Source organism: Pseudomonas spelaei, assembly GCF_009724245.1.
Taxonomy (GTDB): domain Bacteria; phylum Pseudomonadota; class Gammaproteobacteria; order Pseudomonadales; family Pseudomonadaceae; genus Aquipseudomonas; species Aquipseudomonas spelaei.
In genome coordinates, this window is sequence record NZ_WNNK01000013.1 from 1 (window position 1) to 21,165 (window position 21,165).

The 21,165-nt window shown below is 60.3% G+C and carries 10 protein-coding genes; 9 read left to right on the top strand and 1 reads right to left on the bottom strand.

The genetic code is table 11. From position 1 onward, the window contains the following. Window positions 1-68 precede the first annotated feature (68 nt). The 6 genes from recC (at window position 69) to yfiB (ending at window position 11,747) form a co-directional block, all read left to right on the top strand. Entirely contained in the window at window positions 69-3,518 is a 3,450-nt protein-coding gene (gene recC, locus GNF76_RS16100) for an exodeoxyribonuclease V subunit gamma (RefSeq protein ID WP_155584138.1), read from the top strand. Next, complete coding sequence (recB, locus tag GNF76_RS16105) at window positions 3,515-7,189, top strand: exodeoxyribonuclease V subunit beta (protein ID WP_155584139.1); 3,675 nt, start codon at window positions 3,515-3,517, stop codon at window positions 7,187-7,189. The genes recC and recB overlap by 4 nt, the downstream gene beginning before the upstream one ends. After that, window positions 7,186-9,237 carry an exodeoxyribonuclease V subunit alpha gene (gene recD, locus GNF76_RS16110; protein WP_155584140.1) on the top strand — a complete coding sequence of 684 codons (2,052 nt, stop codon included), beginning with the start codon at window positions 7,186-7,188 and terminating at the stop codon, window positions 9,235-9,237. The genes recB and recD overlap by 4 nt, the downstream gene beginning before the upstream one ends. A 161-nt stretch (window positions 9,238-9,398) precedes the next feature. Then, entirely contained in the window at window positions 9,399-9,974 is a 576-nt protein-coding gene (gene yfiR / locus GNF76_RS16115) for a regulatory sequestration protein YfiR (protein ID WP_155584141.1), read from the top strand. Then, complete coding sequence (dgcN, locus tag GNF76_RS16120; RefSeq protein WP_155584142.1) at window positions 9,971-11,239, top strand: diguanylate cyclase DgcN/YfiN; 1,269 nt, start codon at window positions 9,971-9,973, stop codon at window positions 11,237-11,239. Before yfiR ends, dgcN begins: the two co-directional genes overlap by 4 nt. Before the next feature lie 4 nt (window positions 11,240-11,243). Beyond that, window positions 11,244-11,747, top strand: coding sequence for an outer membrane lipoprotein YfiB (yfiB, locus tag GNF76_RS16125; protein ID WP_484573247.1), 504 nt, complete (start codon window positions 11,244-11,246; stop codon window positions 11,745-11,747). A 108-nt stretch (window positions 11,748-11,855) separates the two neighbouring features. Here yfiB and GNF76_RS16130 read toward each other — a convergent pair whose 3' ends face one another. Beyond that, the gene (locus GNF76_RS16130) at window positions 11,856-12,803 is read right to left on the bottom strand and encodes a LysR family transcriptional regulator (RefSeq protein WP_155584143.1); all 948 of its coding nucleotides are present in this window, start codon (window positions 12,801-12,803) and stop codon (window positions 11,856-11,858) included. 131 nt (window positions 12,804-12,934) lie between these two features. On the opposite strand from GNF76_RS16130, the gene GNF76_RS16135 reads away from it, so the two are divergent. From GNF76_RS16135 to GNF76_RS29455, 3 genes are all read left to right on the top strand, one after another. After that, a complete protein-coding gene (locus tag GNF76_RS16135; RefSeq protein WP_155584144.1) occupies window positions 12,935-14,461 on the top strand; it encodes a CoA-acylating methylmalonate-semialdehyde dehydrogenase in 1,527 nt (508 codons plus the stop codon). Window positions 14,462-14,475: 14 nt separating this feature from the next. Continuing rightward, window positions 14,476-15,363, top strand: a complete 888-nt coding sequence (gene mmsB, locus GNF76_RS16140; RefSeq protein WP_155584145.1) for a 3-hydroxyisobutyrate dehydrogenase — start codon at window positions 14,476-14,478, stop codon at window positions 15,361-15,363. Between the two features lie 1,061 nt (window positions 15,364-16,424). Next, window positions 16,425-21,008 (top strand): BapA/Bap/LapF family large adhesin, encoded by a 4,584-nt coding sequence (locus tag GNF76_RS29455; RefSeq protein ID WP_218585296.1) that lies wholly within the window; start codon window positions 16,425-16,427, stop codon window positions 21,006-21,008. Window positions 21,009-21,165 lie beyond the last annotated feature (157 nt).

Below are 21,165 nucleotides of genomic sequence, written 5' to 3' on the forward strand. Positions count from 1 at the left end.
GGGCGCCTGCCAGTGGTCTTCAATGCTAAAGTCCCTCCCTCGATTTTGCTTTTCCCAAGGAAGCCGTTATGCCGGATGCGACGTCCCTCAGTGCTGGATTCATGGTGGTTCATGGCAATCGCCTGGATGAGCTGCGCAGCCTGGTGGTCAGTTGGATGCGTCGTTATCCCCTGGCCCCTCTGGAGAACGAAATTGCCTTGGTGCAAAGCAACGGCATTGCTCAATGGCTCAAGCTTGCGCTCGCCGAAGATCCGGAAGATGACGATATGGGGGGCTGTGGCATCGCAGCCGCTATTGATGTGCAGCTCCCCGGCAGCTTCATGTGGCAGCTCTATCGCATGGTTTTGGGCCGAGATGAAATTCCCGCCAAATCCCTGCTGGATAAAGCCCCGCTGACCTGGCGCCTCATGCGCCTGCTCCCCGAACTGATCAATCAACCGCACTTCGAGCCACTGCAACGATTCCTGACCCACGACACCGATCTGCGTAAACGCTATCAACTGGCAGAGCGCCTGGCCGACCTGTTTGACCAATATCAGGTCTACCGCGCCGATTGGCTGGAGGACTGGGCCGCAGGTCGCCATCAACTGCGTAATGGCCGAGGCGAATCCAAACCTCTGAGTCCCGCCAACTGCTGGCAAGCCGAACTGTGGCGTGCGCTGCTACTGGACGTAGGCGAGGAGGGCATGGCCCAAAGTCGCGCCGGGGTTCATCAACGTTTCATCGAGCGTATTAACAACCTTGATAAGGCGCCTGCGGGCCTGCCTTCCCGAGTGATCGTTTTTGGCATCTCCTCTCTGCCGGCCCAGGCCTTGGAAGCGCTCGCCGGTCTTGCCCGTTTCAGTCAGGTACTGCTCTGTGTTCACAACCCTTGTCGCCATCATTGGTCCGACATCGTTGCGGATAAAGACCTACTGAGAAACGAATACAAGCGCCAGGCCCGCAAGGCCGGAATGCCCGTCACCATCGACCCGCAGACCCTGCACCAACATGCTCATCCGTTGCTTGCGGCATGGGGCAAACAGGGTCGTGACTACATCAACCTGCTGGACAGCTATGACGATCCCAACAGCTACCGGTCGGCATTCCGTGACGGCCGAATCGACCTGTTCAGCGAGAGTGAGCCCACCACGTTGCTGAACCAATTGCAGGACGACATCCTCGAACTGCGCCCGCTCAATGAAACTCGAGATCTATGGCGTGCGGTCGATCTGGAGCAAGACACTTCAATCCGCTTCCACATTGCCCACAGCGCCCAGCGAGAAGTGGAAATCCTCCATGATCAATTGCTCCAACGCTTTAGCGAAAACCCTGATCTGCGCCCAAGGGACATCATCGTCATGGTCCCTGATGTCGACAGCTATGCTCCACACATCCGCGCCGTGTTCGGCCAACTGGACAGACAGGATTCACGTTTCATCCCCTTCACGCTCACCGACCAGGGCCAACGGGGCCGTGACCCGCTGCTGATCGCCGTCGAGCACCTGCTCAAACTCCCCGATAGCCGCTTCCCGGTCAGCGAAATTCTTGATCTGCTGGATGTCCCCGCACTGCGCGAGCGTTTCGCCATCAAGGAGCGCGACCTACCCACCCTGCACCGCTGGATCGAAGGAGCCGGCATCCGCTGGGGGCTTAACGCCGAGCAGCGCGCGGGCCTCGGTTTGCCGAGTGAATTGGAACAAAACAGCTGGCGTTTCGGCCTGCGCCGCATGCTCCTGGGCTACGCTGTGGGCACAGGCGTAGCCTGTGACGGCATTGAGCCCTACGACGAAATCGGTGGCCTCGATGCGGCGCTGATCGGCCCGTTGGTTGCGCTGCTGGACGCGTTGCACGATGTTCACCAAACACTTTCAACACCGGCCGCACCACGGGTGTGGGGTGAGCGCTTGCAAGACCTGATGCAACGGTTCTTCCTGCCCAGTAACGAGCACGATGACTATCTCCTGGGCCAGCTTGAGCAACTGCGAGAGACCTGGCTGGAAACCTGCGAGTCCGTCGGCCTACAGGACGAGCTACCGCTGACGGTCGTCCGCGAAGCCTGGCTGGCTGGCCTTGACCAAGGCCGCCTGTCTCAACGCTTCCTTGCCGGCGCGGTCAACTTCTGTACGCTGATGCCAATGCGCGCCATCCCGTTCAAGCTGGTCTGCCTGCTGGGCATGAACGACGGTGATTACCCGCGCGCTCAACCCCCGTTGGACTTCGATCTGATGGGCAGCGACTACCGTCCCGGCGATCGGTCACGTCGCGAAGACGACCGCTATCTGTTACTGGAAGCGTTGCTCTCCGCCAGGGACCAGCTCTATATCAGTTGGGTTGGGCGCAGCATTCGTGATAACAGCGATCGTCCAGCCTCGGTGCTAATTGGCCAGTTGCGCGACCACCTTGTCAGCGGTTGGCACACCAGGCATGGTGAGCCCCTGCTGGAGGCCATGACTCAAGAGCACCCACTCCAGCCCTTCAGCGCTCGCTACTTTCACGAAGGCGATACGCTGTTCAGCTACGCCCGCGAATGGCAATTGCTCCATCAAGCCCAAAACGACATGGCCGACATTGGCCGTCTGGCTCCCTACGTTCAAGAAGAACCCCTGAGCCTCGGGCAGTTGCAGGACTTCCTGCGTAACCCTGTCCGACATTTCTTCAGCCAGCGCCTCAAGGTTTTCTTCGAGGCCGCCGAAGTGCCCCTGGCCGATGAAGAACCTTTTGTCCTCGATGCCCTGCAACGTTACAGCTTGAGCGACAGCCTGCTCGCAGCAGCGCTGACCCAACCCGACAACCTCGACGAAGCCCTCAATGCCCAGGCTCTGCGCCTCCAAGGCAGCGGCCTGCTCCCAATGGTTGGTTTCGGTGAGTGCCTGCGTAACGAGTTGATCGAACCTTTGCCCGACTTGCTGCAACGCTATCAACAACTGTTGGCCCTCTGGCCCACGCCGCACACCAGCGCCGAGCCGATCAGCTTTGAGTATCAAGGCATTCAACTTGAAGGTTGGATAAGCGGGCTACACAGGCGCAGTGACGGTGGCTTGCTCAGCGTCACCACCATCCCCAACAGTATCGGTTCGATCAAGACCCGCAAGTGGCATCGTCTGGTTCGCCCATGGGTCAATCACTTGGTGGCTTGTGCCTGCGGACTGCCATTGAGCACCGGTCTGGTGGCCAGCGATGACACGTTGCTGTTGGCCCCACTGGAGCAACATACGGCACAAGAAGTCCTTGGTAATGTATTGCTGGCCTGGCAAACCGGCATGAGCACGCCGCTGCCCGTTGCCGTCAAAACCGCTTTCGCCTGGCTCGGCCAGACCGACCCGGTCAAAGCGCAAGCCGCCGCCAGCAAAACCTACGAGGGCGATGGCCAAACCACTGATGGCGAGCGTCGCGAAAGTCCTGCACTCACCCGACAATTTCCCGATTTCGCCGCCTTGGTGGCCAGTGAAGACTTCGAAGGCTGGTGTGAAACGCTGTACCGACCATTGATCACCGCGCCATGGCGATCCCTGAGCAGCGAGGAGGCCAACTCATGAGCAGCATAAAACCCCTGGCCTTGGCGTTCCCGCTGCATGGCAGTCAACTGATCGAAGCCAGCGCCGGTACCGGCAAGACCTTCACCATCTCGGCGCTGTACCTGCGCCTGGTGCTGGGCCATGGTGGCGAAGCGTCGGGCTTTGGCCGCGAACTGCTGCCGCCACAAATCCTTGTCGTGACCTTCACCGATGCGGCGACCAAAGAATTGCGTGAACGCATCCGCACCCGCCTGGCCGAGGCGGCTCGCTTCTTTCGCGAAGAGACCGAAGCCCCCGACGCGCTGATTGCCGAACTGCGTGACCAATACCACGTTGAACAATGGCCCGGCTGCGCCAATCGCCTGGACATCGCCGCCCAATGGATGGACGAAGCCGCCGTCTCGACCATCCACAGTTGGTGCCAGCGTATGTTGCGCGAACACGCCTTCGACAGCGGCAGCCTGTTCACCCAGACCCTGGAAACCGACCACAGCGACTTGCTGGGCGAAGTGCTGCGCGACTACTGGCGCCTGTTCTGCTACCCGATGCACGGTGACACGCTGAATTGGGTACGCAATAACTGGGGTGGCCCGGCCGCCCTGATGCCGCGAGTACGTGCATTGTTCGGCAGCGAGCGGCCCACAGATGAACAACGCGAACCTGCCGAACTGATCAGTGTTTGTCTGCAAGAGCGGCGTGACGCCTTGGTTGCTCTCAAGTCTCCCTGGCAACGCTGGGCCATCGAATTGCGGGATATCTGCCTGCAAGCCGTCGCCGCCAAAGCTGTCGATGGTCGCAAGATGCAGGCCCGTTACTTCGAACCCTGGTTTGAAAAAATCAGCGCCTGGGCTGCTGACGAGTCGGTGGAACAACTGGACATCGGTACCGGTTTCTCCCGCCTGACGCCCGACGGCATGGCTGAAGCCTGGAAGGGCGATCCGCCGCAGCATCCAGGACTCGACGCCATGGCGGGTCTGAAAGCCAGTCTCGACGCTCTGCCCACTCCGGATGCCGCCGTGTTGCAACACGCTGCAGGGTGGGTCGCAAAACGCTTCGAGGAAGAAAAGCGCCGTCGCGCCGAAATGGGCTTCGATGACATGCTCATTCGCCTCGATGCTGCGCTGCAGGCCGACGGTGGCGAGCGCCTGGCCAGTGTGATCCGCGAGCAATTTCCGGTGGCGTTGATCGACGAATTCCAGGACACCGACCCGGTGCAGTACCGCATCTTCGAGAGCATCTACCGCATCGAAGACAACAACCCCGAAAGCGGCCTGTTCCTGATCGGAGACCCGAAACAGGCGATCTATGCCTTTCGCGGTGCCGACATCTACACCTACTTGCGCGCCCGTCAGGCCACCAGTGGCCGACTGCATACGCTGGGCACCAACTTTCGCTCCAGTCACGCGATGGTGGAAGCGGTAAACCATGTGTTCCAGCGCGCTGAAAAAGGGCGCGGCGCGTTCTTGTTTCGTGAACCTGACGGTGAGAATCCGGTGCCGTTTCTGCCAGTGCTTTCCCAAGGCCGCAAGGAACAGTTGCAGGTCAACGGCCAGACACTGCCAGCCCTGAACATCTGGCACCTGCCCTCCGACCAACCCCTCTCTGGCGTGCTCTATCGCCAGCAACTGGCAGCCGCTTGCGCCAGCCAGATCGTGGCGTTGCTCAATGGTGGCCAGCAGGGCAGCGCAGGATTCGTCAGAGACGACGCCTTCAACGGCGTACTGCCGTCGAACATCGCCATTCTTGTGCGCGATGGCAAAGAAGCACAGTCGGTGCGCGGTGAGCTGGCCGCCCGTGGTGTGCGCAGCGTGTACCTCTCCGACAAGGATTCGGTGTTCGCCGCCCAGGAAGCCCACGACCTGCTGGCCTGGCTCAAAGCCTGCGCCGAACCGGACGTCGAACGCCCCCTGCGTGCCGCGCTGGCCTGCGTCACCCTGAACCTGTCGCTGCCGGAACTGGAGCGTTTGAACCAGGACGAACTGGCGTGGGAAAAGCGCGTGATGCAATTCCGCGACTACCGTGCCATCTGGCGTACCCAAGGTGTATTGCCGATGCTTCGGCGCCTGCTTCACGACTTCAAGTTGCCACAAACCCTGATCGCTCGCAGCGACGGCGAGCGAGTGCTGACCAACTTGCTGCACCTCTCTGAACTGTTGCAACAAGCGGCGGCGGAACTGGATGGTGAACAGGCATTGATCCGCCACTTGGCCGAACACCTGGCGCTCTCCGGCCAGGCGGGCGAAGAGCAAATACTGCGTCTGGAAAGCGATGAGCAACTGGTCAAAGTAGTGACCATTCACAAGTCCAAGGGGCTGGAATACGACTTGGTGTTTCTGCCGTTCATCTGTTCGGCGAAACCCGTGGACGGCAGCCGCCTGCCATTGCACTACCACGATGAAAACGGCAAATCCCAAGTGAGCCTCAGGCCAACCGCCGAGTTGATTGCCCAAGCCGACGATGAGCGTCTGGCCGAAGATCTACGTTTGTTCTACGTGGCGCTGACACGGGCAAAACATGCCTGTTGGCTCGGTGTCGCCGACCTCAAACGTGGTAATAACAACAGCTCGGTGTTGCACCTGTCGGCCTTGGGTTATTTGCTCGGCGGCGGCGCCTCGTTAAGCGAATCTGCCGGTCTTGCCCGCTGGCTTCTGGACTTGCAGGACGGCTGCTGCGCAATCCACTGCGCCGAAATGCCTGAAGCCGAAGCCATCGTGTTCCACCCGCCGCGCAACGAAGCTGCCTTGCTCGCGCCCTTGTTACCCAAACGCAAGGCCGCAGAAAACTGGTGGATCGCCTCCTACAGCGCTCTGCGTATTGGCGAAAGCATGAGCGCCGCCAGCCTGGAAGCGCCGGAAAGCCCGCAAGCCCAAAAGTTGTTCGACGACGAACGTCTCGATCCGGATGCTCCGCGCGAAGTGGCTGCGTCCGGCGGCGATATTCATCGTTTTCCCCGCGGCCCTAACCCTGGGACGTTCCTCCATGGCCTGCTGGAGTGGGCCGGTGGCGAAGGCTTTAATGTCACGCCCGAAGCCATCGAAGACGCCGTCGCCCGGCGCTGCAATCGGCGCGGTTGGGAAGGCTGGATCAGTACGCTGAGCCATTGGTTACAGCATCTGCTGCAAGCGCCACTGGTGCTGGGTAACGGTCAGATGGCGCTCAACGGTTTGCAGCACTACCAGATCGAGATGGAGTTCTGGTTCGCCAGCCATAAAGTCGATGTCCTCGCTCTGGATAAGCTGGTGTGCCAACACACCCATAACGGTGTTTCCCGGGTGGCCGCCGAACCGGTGTTGCTCAACGGCATGTTCAAGGGCTTTATCGACCTGACCTTCGAACATGATGGCCGTTATTACGTGGCCGACTACAAATCCAATTGGCTCGGCCCCGACGATTCGGCCTACACCATGCAGGCCATGGAGCTGTCGATCCTCGACCATCGTTACGACCTGCAATACGTCCTTTACCTGCTGGCCCTGCATCGCCAGCTTAAGGCACGACTCGCTGACTACGATTACGACCGCCACATTGGCGGTGCGCTTTATCTGTTCCTGCGCGGTACCCATTCAGCGAGCCAGGGCGCCTATTTCACTCGGCCACCACGGGAGCTGATCGAGGGCCTGGACCTGTTGTTCCAAGGCAAACCGCTACCGCTCAAAGCCGAGCCAGCCTGGGAACAAGGAGTCCTGTTATGAGCCTCTCGACGTTACCGCTTGAGGAACTGACGCCCCTCAGCCGCGCGGCCGATCTGCTGCAACTGCTCGAGCGTTGGGTCGAACGTGGCTGGTTGCGTGCGCTGGACAAAGCCTTTGTCGGCTTCCTCTACGAGCTCGATCCACAGGCCGATCCGCTGGTATTGCTGGCGGCTGCACTGACCAGTCACCAACTGGGCCACGGCCATGTTTGCCTGGACCTGTTCGAAACCCTCAAGGCCCCGGATTTTGCCCTGTCCCTGCCGCCTGAAGGCGACGTGCAAACCGGGGTCATGCTGCTGCCGTCGCAATTGCTCGATGGGCTCGATGGCGCCCACTGGTGTCATGCCCTGGCCGCCAGCCACTTGGTGGCGCTGGCGGTTGATGGCAGTGAATCGGCACACAGCCGGCCTTTGGTCCTGTCGGGCAAACGCTTGTATTTACGTCGCTATTGGACCTATGAGCGGCGCATCGATACGGCGTTGCGTCTGCGCCTTGCCACTTCGCAAAGCCCCCCCGCCGACTTGCCCCAACGCTTGAACGGGTTGTTCGAGCAGGCCACACCAGGTGCGGTGGTTGACTGGCAAAAGCTTGCCTGCGCCCTGGCCACTCGAGGTGCGTTCAGTATCGTCACGGGTGGGCCTGGTACTGGCAAGACCACTACCGTGGTGCGGCTGCTCGCGCTGTTGCAGGCGCCGGCCGTGGAGGGCGGCAGCGCGCTGCGCATTCGCCTGGCCGCACCCACCGGCAAGGCCGCTGCTCGCTTGACCGAGTCCATCAGCCAGCAAGTCCTGTCGCTGAAGGTGCCTGACGCCGTGCGGGAAAAAATCCCCACCCAGGTCACCACGGTTCACCGCTTGCTGGGCAGCCGGCCCGGCACCCGTCACTTTCGCCATCACCTCGGTAATCCATTGCCCCTGGATGTACTGGTGGTCGATGAAGCTTCAATGATCGACCTGGAAATGATGGCCAATCTGCTGGACGCCCTACCGCCTCATGCCCGGTTGATACTGCTCGGCGACAAAGACCAACTCGCGTCCGTTGAGGCCGGCGCCGTCCTCGGTGATTTATGCCGCGACGCCGAAGCTGGCTGGTACAGCGCGCAAACCCGCCAATGGCTGCAAGCCGTCAGCGGCGAGGACCTCACTACCAGTGGCCTTCAGGAAGACCTGGACGGCAGCCATCCATTGGCCCAGCAAGTGGTCATGCTGCGCTACTCCCGGCGTTTCGGCGAAGGCAGCGGCATCGGCCAACTGGCACGTTGGGTCAACCAGCAGAATGCTGAAGAGGCTCGCCGATTGCTGGCCGCTCGTAGTCATGCAGACCTGTTTTGCGTCAGCCTCAAGGGCGAACACGACCATGCTTTGGAGCGCCTGGTGCTGGACGGGCAGGGCCACGGTGCCCACGGTTATCGCTATTACTTGAACCTGCTGCGCACTTCACGCCCGGCTCCGGATACACCACGAGATGATCCACAGTGGACCGACTGGGCTCGCCAACTGTTGCAAGCGTTCGATGCTTTCCAGTTATTGTGTGCCGTGCGCAAGGGCCCTTGGGGTGTCGAAGGCCTGAACCAACGCATCACTGCCGCTTTGCTCAAAGCCCGGCTGATTGACAGTGATCAGCAGTGGTACGAAGGGCGCCCCGTACTGATGACCCGCAACGACTACGGCCTGGGCTTGATGAACGGCGATATTGGTATCGCCTTGAGACTGCCTGAAAGCGACGGCGGGCCACAGGTCTTGCGCGTGGCGTTTCCACGCAATGACGGCCAGGGCGGCGTGCGTTTTGTGTTACCCAGCCGCCTCAATGATGTGGAAACCGTCTACGCCATGACCGTGCACAAATCCCAGGGCTCGGAATTTGCCCACACTGCGTTGATCCTGCCGGATGCGTTGAACCCTGTCCTGACCAAGGAATTGATCTACACCGGTATTACCCGCGCCAAAGACTGGTTCAGCCTGATTGAAACCCGTGGCGGGGTCTTCGAAGAAGCGGTGCGGCGCAAGGTGAAACGATTGAGTGGGCTGATGTTGGAGCTGGTGGTTTGAATTGTAAAAAAACTGACCGGAAGGTCACTGTTTAATTCTACTTCAGGCGTATGATTTTTCTGAGAAAATGGCGGAATCCTCCGAGGCAACGTTTCGTGGGATTTCCTGCCGTTGTGCTATCGTTGCGGCATCATCCCGAGAAGATCAAAGAGAATCGCTGCATGAACGTGGCTGTTTCGCCCACAAAGCGTCGTTTGAGTTGGAGACGAATGCTGTTGTTGGCGGTTCTGTGGGTACTTGCGCCGGTTACGGTGGCGCAAACGCCTGCCCCCGCCAGCATGGCCGACCAAAGGGCCCAGGCGGTAACTCAAGTGGTACTCGGGATTCTCAGTTATGCCCGCTGGCCGGTGGAGCCTGCGCAGTTACGACTGTGCATTGTCGGGCCGACCCAATACACCGATGATTTGGTCAAGGGCACGACCCAGGCCACTGGTCGCCCGGTGGTGGTGCAGCGCCTGCTGGCCGGTCACCCCGATATTGCCAACGCCTGCGACGCGGTCTACATCGGTCAGTTGACCAGCGATGAACGCACCCGCCTGTTCGCCTCATTGACCGGTCGTCCAGTACTGAGCATCAGCGAAGGTGGAGACCAGTGCACGGTAGGTAGTCTGTTCTGCCTGCGGGTCGGTGATGAGCAAGTGTCGTTTGAGGTCAACCTTGACTCTGTCGCCCGCAGCGGTGTGCGTATTCACCCCAGCGTGCTGCAACTGTCCCGCCGTCGGGCGCCGGAATCATGAGTCCTTCCAAGGCACATGTGCGGCCAACTCTTCGCTCCGTGCTTGGGCGCGGACACCTGAGTGTGGCGTTGATGGCCGTGAGCATGGCCAGTATTTCCTTGACCTTGCTCGGTGTACTGGCGCTGCGGGTCTACGCGGACCACAACCTGCACCTGATTGCCCGCTCTATCAACTACACGGTAGAGGCGGCGGTAGTGTTCAGTGACAGTGCGGCGGCCACTGAGGCCCTGGCGCTGATCGCCTCGACCGAAGAGGTGGCCCAGGCGGAAGTCTTTGATGCCAGCGGCAAACTCCTGGCCCATTGGGAGCGACCGGAGACCGGGATGTGGTCCAAGGTCGAGCTGGAGCTGGCCCATACCCTGTTAGAGCAGCCCATCAGCCAGACGATCATGCACCAGGGCAAAGCCATCGGCAGCATCCACCTGAGTGGCCATGGCGGCAGCCTGCTGCGCTTTTTGCTCAGCGGCCTGGCGGGGATTCTGGTGTGTACGGCCCTCAGTGCCTGGGTCGCCCTGTACTTGTCGCGGCGTATGCTGCGGGGTATTACTACGCCATTGCGCAGCCTTGCCAAAGTCGCTCACGCCGCTCGCAGCGAACGGGCCTTCGACCGTCGTGTACCGCCGGCGCAGATTGCCGAACTCGACAGCCTGGGCAACGACTTCAACGCCTTGCTCGACGAGCTGGAAAGCTGGCAGACCCACCTGAAAAGCGAAAACGAAACCCTTGCCCACCAGGCGTCCCACGACAGCCTTACCGGGCTGCCCAACCGGGCGTTTTTCGAAGGCCGCTTGATTCGCGCCCTGCGCAGTGCCGCTAAGCTCAACGAGAAAGTAGCGGTGCTGTTTCTCGACAGCGACCGCTTCAAGGACATTAACGACAATTTCGGCCACGCTGCGGGCGATGCGGTGTTGGTGGCGGTGGCACAGCGGGTTCGCGCGCAATTGCGTGAAGAAGACCTGGTCGCACGCCTGGGCGGCGACGAATTCGCGATCCTGCTGACCCCGCTGCACAAGATCGAAGATGCCCAGCGCATCGCCGGCAAGATCCTCGCGAGCATGGACGTGCCGATCCCGTTGCCGGGCAATACCGAGGTGTTGACCTCCCTCAGTATCGGCATCGCCGTCTACCCCGATCATGGTGCCACTCCCGGCACCTTACTCAACGCCGCCGACGCGGCGATGTACCAGGCCAAACGCCTTTCCCAGGGCGGCCAGCAAACGGCAGAGTCGGAGCACCCCGCCGCCCCCATTCAACACAGGAGTTGATCCCTTGTTCTCTAATGCCCAGCGTTCTTCGCGCTTTTTATTCATTACCTTGTTCATGGCGCTGCTGGCCCTGAGCGGCTGCCAGACGGCGCCCCCCAAAGGCCTCACTCCGGCGCAGATCGCAGTGCTTAAACAGCAAGGGTTTGAGCTGACCGACGAAGGCTGGGCCTTTGGTCTGTCGGGCAAAGTGCTGTTTGGCAGTGATGTCGAGAAGCTGAATAAACCCAGCACTGACATTGTCGAGCGCATCGGCAAGGCCTTGGTCAGTGCGGGTATCGAGCGCGTGCGGGTCGATGGTCACACCGATGCCTCGGGCAAGGAAACCTACAACCAGCAACTGTCCCTGCGCCGCGCAAAAAGTGTGGGCAAGGTGTTGACCAGCGTGGGCATGAAGGAAGAAAACATTCAGCTACGCGGGTTGGGCAGCAGCGAGCCGGTGGCATCCAACACCACCACGGCGGGGCGTACCGAGAATCGGCGGGTGTCGATTGTGGTGATTGCCGACTAAGCAGGCGCCCTCTAGCTGATTAATGTGGGAGCCGGGCAAGCCCGGCTCCCACATTTGATCTGTCGTATTTTGAACGATGTGTTTGCTTAGGCTGGCCGGCAACATCGTTTAATCCGCAAACCTCATCTCCCGCGTCTCCCCCATCAACAATGGCCGGTTCTGCTCGGTCACCTCCCTGATGTAATCCCACAACAGCGTAACCCGCTTCAACTTCCTCAAATCCTCCCGACAGTACATCCAGAACTGCCGCGTAATATTGATTTCCTCCCCCAACACCGGCCGCAACCGCGGGTCCTGCGCCGCCAGAAAGCACGGCAGGATCGCCAGCGACCGCCCCTGCTGCGCCGCCACGTATTGGGCGATCACGCTGGTGCTGCGCAGGCTGGCGCTGGCGCCCGGCACCACGTTAGCCAGGTACAGTAGTTCTGAGCTGAAGGCCAAGTCATCGACGTAGCTGATAAACGGGTGGTTGGCCAAATCTGCCGGGCGGTGGATCGGAGGGTGTTGGTCGAGGTATTCCTGGGTCGCGTACAACTGCAACGTGTAGTCGCACAGTTTGCAGCACACATAAGGCCCGTGCTCCGGCCGCTCCAGGGCGATGACGATGTCCGCCTCGCGCTTGGACAGGCTGATGAAGTGGGGCAGGGGCAGGATGTCCACCGAGATCGCCGGGTAGGTGTCGACGAAATGGCTCAATTGCGGGGTGACAAAGAAACTGCCGAAACCCTCGGTGCAGCCCATGCGTACGTGGCCCGACAGCGCCACGCCGGAGCCGGAAACCTGCTCGCAGGCCATGTGCAGGGTGCTTTCGATGGACTCGGCATAACCCAGTAAACGCTGGCCCTCGGGGGTGAGGACGAAGCCGTTGGTCCGGGATTTCTCGAACAACAAGGTGCCCAGGGACACTTCCAGCGAACTGATGCGTCGCGACACGGTGGTGTAATCCACCGCCAGGCGCTTGGCCGCGACGCTGGCCTTGCGGGTGCGTGCCACTTCGAGGAAAAACTTCAGGTCATCCCAGTTCAGGGAGCCCAGGGAGGTGATGTTTTTTTGCATATTGGACCGGCTTTTATGTGCGTTCTTATTAGAAGTTTGCACATCTATACTCCAAAAACAGTCCGAACGCCTCATCCTCAAGGCGATTCACGCCTTGGTTCTCTGCATAACTACAAGATTTGGAGACCCGCATGAACGCATCGCTTACGTCTGCCGACACCACCGTGAAACAGGTCAAGCTGCTGATCAACGGCGAGTGGGTCGAGTCCAGGACCACCGAATGGCAAGACATCGTCAACCCGGCCACCCAGCAAGTGCTGGCCAAGGTTCCTTTCGCCACGGCATCCGAAGTCAACGCTGCCATCGACGCCGCCCATCGCGCCTTCCAGACCTGGAAGCTGACGCCGATTGGTGCGCGCATGCGCATCATGCTCAAGCTGCAAGCCTTGATCCGCGAGCACTCCAAGCGCATTGCCGTGGTCCTCAGCGCCGAGCAGGGCAAGACCATTGCCGATGCCGAAGGCGATATTTTCCGTGGCCTGGAAGTGGTAGAGCACGCGTGCTCCATCGGTACCCTGCAAATGGGCGAGTTCGCTGAAAACGTCGCCGGTGGCGTCGACACTTACACCTTGCGCCAGCCGATCGGTGTGTGCGCCGGCATTACCCCGTTCAACTTCCCGGCGATGATTCCGCTATGGATGTTCCCGATGGCCATCGCCTGCGGCAACACCTTCGTACTCAAGCCTTCTGAACAGGATCCGCTGTCGACCATGCTGCTGGTGGAACTGGCCGTTGAAGCCGGCGTTCCTGCGGGCGTGCTCAATGTGGTGCACGGTGGCAAGGACGTAGTGGATGCGCTCTGCACCCACAAAGACATCAAAGCGGTGTCCTTCGTCGGTTCGACCGCCGTGGGCACGCATGTCTACGACCTGGCCGGTAAAAATGGCAAGCGCGTGCAATCGATGATGGGCGCCAAGAACCACGCCGTGGTGCTGCCGGACGCCAACCGCGAACAAACCCTCAACGCATTGGTCGGTGCCGGTTTCGGCGCAGCCGGCCAGCGTTGCATGGCGACCTCGGTGGTGGTGTTGGTGGGTGCAGCCAAACAATGGCTGCCGGACCTCAAGGCCCTGGCGCAGAAACTCAAAGTGAACGCCGGCAGTGAAGCGGGCACCGACGTTGGTCCGGTGATTTCCAAGCGGGCCAAGGCGCGCATCCTGGACCTGATCGAAAGCGGCGTGAAAGAAGGCGCCAAGCTGGAGCTGGATGGCCGCGGCATCAAGGTGCCGGGTTTCGAAGACGGCAATTTTGTCGGCCCGACCCTGTTCTCCGGTGTGACCACCAATATGCAGATCTACACCCAGGAAATCTTCGGCCCGGTGCTGGTCGTGCTGGAAGTCGACACCCTGGATCAGGCCATCGCCCTGGTCAACGCCAACCCGTTCGGCAACGGCACCGGCCTGTTCACTCAAAGTGGGGCTGCGGCGCGTAAATTCCAGAGCGAAATCGATGTTGGCCAGGTTGGTATCAACATCCCGATTCCGGTGCCGGTGCCGTTCTTCAGCTTCACCGGTTCCCGCGGCTCGAAACTCGGTGACCTGGGCCCGTACGGCAAACAAGTGGTGCAGTTCTACACCCAGACCAAAACCGTCACCAGCCGCTGGTTCGACGACGACAGCGTCAACGATGGCGTCAACACCACCATCAACCTGCGCTGATCGAGGAGACGACCATGAAGATTGCATTTATCGGCCTGGGCAATATGGGCGCGCCGATGGCGCGCAACCTGATCAAGGCCGGCCACGCGCTGAACCTGTTCGACCTGAACCAGACTGTGCTCAAGGAACTGGCCGAGCTGGGCGGCACCATCAGCGCCTCGCCGCGCGCGGCAGCAGAAGGTGCCGAGCTGGTGTTGACCATGCTCCCGGCTGCCGCCCATGTGCGTAGCGTGTGGCTGGGTGACGACGGCGTGCTTGCCGGTATCGGCAAAGGCGTGCCGGCAGTGGATTGCAGCACCATCGACCCGCAAACCGCACGTGATGTGGCCGCCGCTGCGGCTAAACACGGTGTGGCCATGGCCGATGCGCCGGTTTCCGGTGGCACGGGCGGTGCCCAGGCCGGCACGCTGACGTTCATGGTCGGCGCTACCCCGGAACTGTTCGCCACCCTGCAACCGGTGCTGGCGCAGATGGGCCGCAACATCGTCCATTGCGGCGAAGTCGGCACCGGGCAAATCGCCAAGATCTGCAACAACCTGCTGCTGGGCATCACCATGGTCGGCGTCAGCGAAGCCATGGCCCTGGGCGATGCGCTGGGCATCGACACAAAAGTACTGGCCGGGATTATCAACAGTTCAACCGGGCGTTGCTGGAGTTCGGATACCTACAACCCATGGCCGGGGATTATCGAGACGGCGCCGTCGTCCCGTGGCTATACCGGTGGTTTTGGGGCGGAGCTGATGCTCAAGGATCTGGGCCTGGCCACTGAAGCCGCTCGTCAGGCGCACCAGCCGGTGATTCTCGGTGCCGTGGCGCAACAGTTGTACCAGTCGATGAGTCAGCGTGGGGAAGGCGGTAAGGACTTCTCGGCAATCATCAACAGCTATCGCAAGCCCCAATAGGGGATTTTTCCGAGAACCCGCGTCGGGCGGGTTCTCGGGTTTTTGGCGTTGCAAGCAGGCCCGACGCTCCCTGAATCTCCGTCTCAACTCCCTCGCCCTATCAGCGACAGCTGTCGCGCTTCTTTTGAGCCGTTGTTGCCTGTAGCTGAATATTCTGAAAGAACTAAAAACAGCGAACCTTGTCGCCTGCTATTTATATAGTGATTGCAGGGGTTATATGGGTTTTTATCACTTATCTACTATCTAATTCTAAGTATTTTCAGTGGATTGTTACGACTCTGAAATATAATATTACAAATGCTTTGAGTGTCAGTAAAAACAGTGATTTTGCTCATTAAATGCGAAGTAAATTAAGTCGAAAGGCGTGCGCCATTATCATCTGATGATAATGAGTGTGTGGGTTATTTGACGTCGGTGTGCCATGAGTTAACAGACTAAACACTCGTATTTAGTGGGTGTTTATATGGCGCTTATTTTCTCCTTTGATGTTGAGTGGCGCCCCGCTAGTATCGGCCTGAAGAGCGTATGTACCCTTGTTACGCTTCGATAATTACCCACTGACTGGCTGTGATTTCTTCAAGTTGTGCAGGTGTGCCTGAGATGGTTGACGAATGGATACGTACATCAAGTCTTTCCGGGCTTTCGACCGAACAGGTTGCCAGGGCCAGGGAGCTCGATAGGGCACAAATCCTCGCCCGTCGCCTCTGCTCACTACTTCACGTCTGGGCCTGTGGCCGGCCTGTTTCCATGGCCGCCCCGCAGTCCGATATCTCTCTGCATGACCTCATGGTAATGGCGAAATCTGTGACGAAAGCGCCATCACAACGCCCTTCAGTATCCACGCATACGCCACGTTTTGGGGCTTCCACGCTTTGCAATCGAAGGGGCGGGCGCCTGCAATTGCGTGAAGAAACCGGCGTGGGCTGAAACCACTGATCCCTGGTTAGTCTTTCAATAACACGAATTAAAAGTTGAGTGCTCGGCGGTAATTTTCGCTGTGAGGTATTCGCTCGCGCTGAAATCTGTGTGTCCATGTTTATCGAAGAGAGAACGGGTGTGAGATGAAAAATATAACAATTGTCGATAAGGCAACGGGAGCGGCGGCGGAACATGCTTTTGGCAATACAAGCCTGAAGGGCACAAGTATTGTAAAGCTGCCGTTTGGACCTGAAAGCGTTCAGTCATTTCAACAGTCTGGCCAGAACTTGGTAGTGACACTCAAGTCTGGAGAAACTGTCACCATTCAGAACTTTTTTGTGGTGGGTGCTGACGGCGCGACCAACCAACTGGTGCTTGAAAACGCCGATGGAACATTGCTGCTAGGCAACTATTCCTCGCCGTATTCAGGCTTTACGTTCAGCGAGATTTCCACGCTCGATGATCTGGCCGTGGCAGGCGTAGTGGCCGATAGCTCGATACCCAGCTGGGTACTTTGGGGTCTGGGCATTCTTGCCGTGGGTGGTGCGGCGGCTGCAATCGGTGGCGGCGGTGGAGGTGGTGGTGGCGGAGGTGGCGCTGTCGCACCGCCGGGTGCGGCCACTGGCTTGTCAGTCAGTGCCGATGGCAAGAGTGTCATCGGTAAAGGGCAGCCAGGCACCACGGTGACCATCAAGGACGCTGCTGGCAATGTGGTCGGCTCTGGTTCGGTAGGCACGGATGGTAATTTCCAGGTCAACCTGGATGCACCCCGTACCAACGGCGAGACTCTGCAGGTCACCCTCAAGGACGGCCAGGGCAACCAGTCACCGCCCACTTCCGTGGTTGCCGGCGACACGACTGCACCGGGCGCCCCCACAGGGCTGGCCGTCAGTGTTGATGGCACCACCGTCAGCGGCAAGGGCGAGCCAGGTTCTACGGTGACCATCAAGGACGCCAACGGCAATGTGATCGGCACTGGCACCGTCGGTGCTGACGGTAACTTCCAGGTCACGCTGGGCACACCACAGACCAATGGCGAAACGCTGCAGGTCACTCTCAAAGATACCGCTGGCAATGAATCGGCGGCCGGCACCGTCAGCGCTGGTGACACAACCGCGCCTGACGCGCCGACCAATCTGGCCATCAGTGGTGACGGAACCACCGTCAGCGGCAAGGGCGAGCCAGGTTCCACCGTCACGATCAAGGACGCCAACGGCAATGTGATTGGCACTGGCACGGTCGGGGCGGACGGTAATTTCCAGACTCCGCTCACCACGCCGGTGGCCGAAGGCGAAAGTCTGCAAGTCACGCTTGGCGACGCTGCTGGCAATCAATCTTTGCCAGGCAATCTGGTGGTCGCTGACATCGTGACACCGCTGGCACCCACCAACCTGGCGGTCAGCGAAGACGGCGCGTCCCTCAGCGGTAATGGTGCGTCATCCCACGCCGTTACCATTCTCAACGATGCCAACGAGGTGGTCGGCACCGGCACGGTGAATGATGACGGGACCTTCGCAATCGTCCTCAACTCGCTGCATATCAATGGCGAAAGACTGAGGGTGTTCCTCAAGAATTTTGCCGGCAAGGAATCCCTTCCAGGTACCGCATTTGCGGCAGATGGCGTTGCGCCGGACGCGCCCACCAACCTGGCAGTCAGCGAAGACGGCAGCACGGTCACGGGCAAAGGCGAGCCTGGAACGACCGTTATCGTCAAGGATGCCGATGGCAACGTGATTGGCACGGGCACCGTGGGGGGAGATGGCAATTTCGTCGTCACCCTGAACACGCCTCAGGTCAACGGTGAAACGCTGGGAGTGACATTGAAGGATGCGGCGGGGAACGAGTCCGCTCCGACTAAGGTAATTGCGCGCGACATTGATGATGGCGATGCTGATGCTGATGCTGATGCTGATGCTGATGCTGATGCTGATGCTGATGCTGATGCTGATGCCGATGCCGACGCGGATGCTGACGCCGACGCCGACGCCGACGCTGATGCTGACGCGGATGCGGATGCGGATGCGGATGCGGATGCGGATGCCGATGCGGATGCGGATGCTGACGCCGATGCCGATGCCGATGCCGATGCCGATGCTGATGCGGATGCTGATGCGGATGCGGATGCTGATGCCGATGCTGATGCCGATGCTGACGCCGATGCCGATGCCGATGCCGATGCCGATGCGGATGCGGATGCTGACGCCGATGCCGATGCGGACGCCGACGCGGATGCGGATGCGGATGCGGATGCCGATGCCGATGCTGACGCCGACGCCGACGCCGACGCCGACGCTGACGCCGACGCCGACGCTGACGCCGACGCCGATGCTGATGCTGATGCTGACGCCGATGCGGACGCCGACGCGGATGCTGATGCTGACGCCGATGCCGATGCCGATGCTGATGCTGATGCTGATGCCGATGCCGATGCGGACGCCGATGCGGATGCGGATGCCGACGCTGATGCTGATGCTGATGCTGATGCGGATGCGGATGCGGATGCGGATGCTGATGCCGATGCCGATGCTGATGCGGACGCGGATGCGGATGCGGATGCGGATGCTGATGCCGACGCGGATGCGGATGCGGACGCCGACGCGGATGCTGATGCCGATGCCGACGCCGACGCCGATGCCGATGCCGATGCCGATGCCGACCTCGACGCCTTCGACGATCTCGCCACCGCCGAAGTAACCATCAAACCCGTCACATCCAACACCGGCCTGGCCGATATGCGTGTCTTCACCCTGCTGGGTGTCGGCGGTATCGTCCTGGGCGATCACACCAAGACCCAGGAGTTCTCGGTCACCGAGGGTTCTTCAGGCACCCTGAACCTGGAGTTCGCCCAGGCGGATCTGGTCTCGCTGCTGGGCGGCGGTTTCAGTGCCATCCTTGAGGTCAGCGATGGTGCGGGCGGCTGGCTGCCGGTTCAACAAGGCAGCAACGGTTCGGGCTTGCTCGACCTGCTGGGCCTGTTCGGCCAAAGCTCCACCGCTAAAATTGAAGGGCTGGAGGCTGGTCAATATCGCTTTACCCTCAAGCTGGATCCGGGATTGGTCAGCATTGGTGCCGGGGCTACGGCCAAGTTGAGTGTCACCAACGAAAGCCAGACCGACTTCACCGGTGTAGCGGGTCCGGATGTCACCGGCAACGTCATTACCGATCCAGGCTTTGAAGGCAAACCGGACGCGCCGGGCAACGGCGGACCGGTGAAGGTTCAGGTCGAAGTTGGCGGTGAGTTCGTCGATGCCGATGCCACCACCGGCACCGTGCTGCAGGGGCAATATGGTCAACTGACCATCTTCGCCAACGGCGCCTACAAGTACACACCGAATGGCGAAGTTGCCAACATCGGCAAAGTGGATGCCTTCGAGTATCACCTGGTCAATGGCGCAGGTGGCTCGGCGGCGGCAACCTTGTATGTGCGGATCGACAGCCCGAGTGTCGATGTCACCTGGAGCACCACCGATCCATCGGCGCCAGGGGTGATCACTACGGTCGCCAATGATGACTTGGGTACGGCGCAGATCGACATCGTCAACGTAGTAAGCGAAGCCGACTTGGCGGGCTTGACCTACAACCTGCCACTGATCGGTACAGGCACCGGGACCGGGGCAACGATTGTGGTCGCGGCAGACACCACCGCCAACCTGGGGATCAGCGTCAGCGCCACCGGCCTGTCGTTACTGCCAGACACCACGGTGAACCTGCAGAAGCTGATCGATGGCGTCTGGACCACGCAGCAGACCACAACCCTGGCAACGCATACGTTTACCGGGCTGGATGCCGGTTCGTATCGACTCACCGCATCGACCGGTTCAGTGCTGTCGCTGAGCGCGATCACTATCGCCCAGAAACTGACCACCACCTTCCTGACGCAGTTCGTGGCCGGTGAGATGACCAATGCAACGGGCAACCTGCTGGGTGACAGCCTGTCCGGACCGGATGTACTCGGTTCGCCGCTGACGGTTCTCAGTGTGCTGGTCAATGGGGTGTATGTGATTCCTGGGCAGACGGGGACGAAGGTCGACGGTGAACACGGGACATTGACCGTGTTTGCCGATGGCAAATACGTCTACACCCCGCATGCCGGGCTGGCGTTGGATGAGATTGGCCAGGTGGATAAATTCACCTACAAACTCACCACGCCGACCGGTCAGGAAGATACGGCCGATGTGTACATCCGCATCGACTCGCCAGACCGCGACCTGGTCTGGGACGACGCGAATCCGGGATCGCCCGCCACGGGGGGCGCCGGTTTTGCCGCTGCCAGCAGTGACGTGGCGGATCAGGCCGTGTCGGGCGATGACAGTGTCGGTTCCGAAGGCAGTGCCGACGGTGACGCCAACGACCCTGTGGTGGTTGACGACACGGACTTCACCCACGTCGGCGGTGTCGCAGGGACGGATGGGTTGCTGTGGGAGGGTGGTGATGCAGCCATCAACCTCACCGACCTGATCGGCAAAGTCAGCGGTGTGCAGAGCATCGACCTGAACGACGTCAGCGCGGTTGACCTGACCTTGAGCCTGGAAGACCTGGTGTCCATCACCGGGCCTGAGTCGGATCGCTTGATGATCCAGGGCGATGATCAAGACAGCGTGCACCTGACAGGCGACTGGTCTGCCGGCGTGACTCAGGTAGAGAACGGTCTGGAGTACGTGATCTACACGAGCCAGGAAGATGAGACCCATCAGCTCTGGGTACAAAGCGGCATCAGCGTGGTGTAACCACGCACCCGACGGCCGGGCCGCAAGGCCCGGTTTTCCTCACCAACGGTATTACAGCGATGGACCGTGACTGGCGTCAGTCACGGTCCGTGGTTGTACCCATCAGGTTTGATAACAACTAGGGGACTTGAAGTGAGGCATAAGAGTCTGGCCAAAC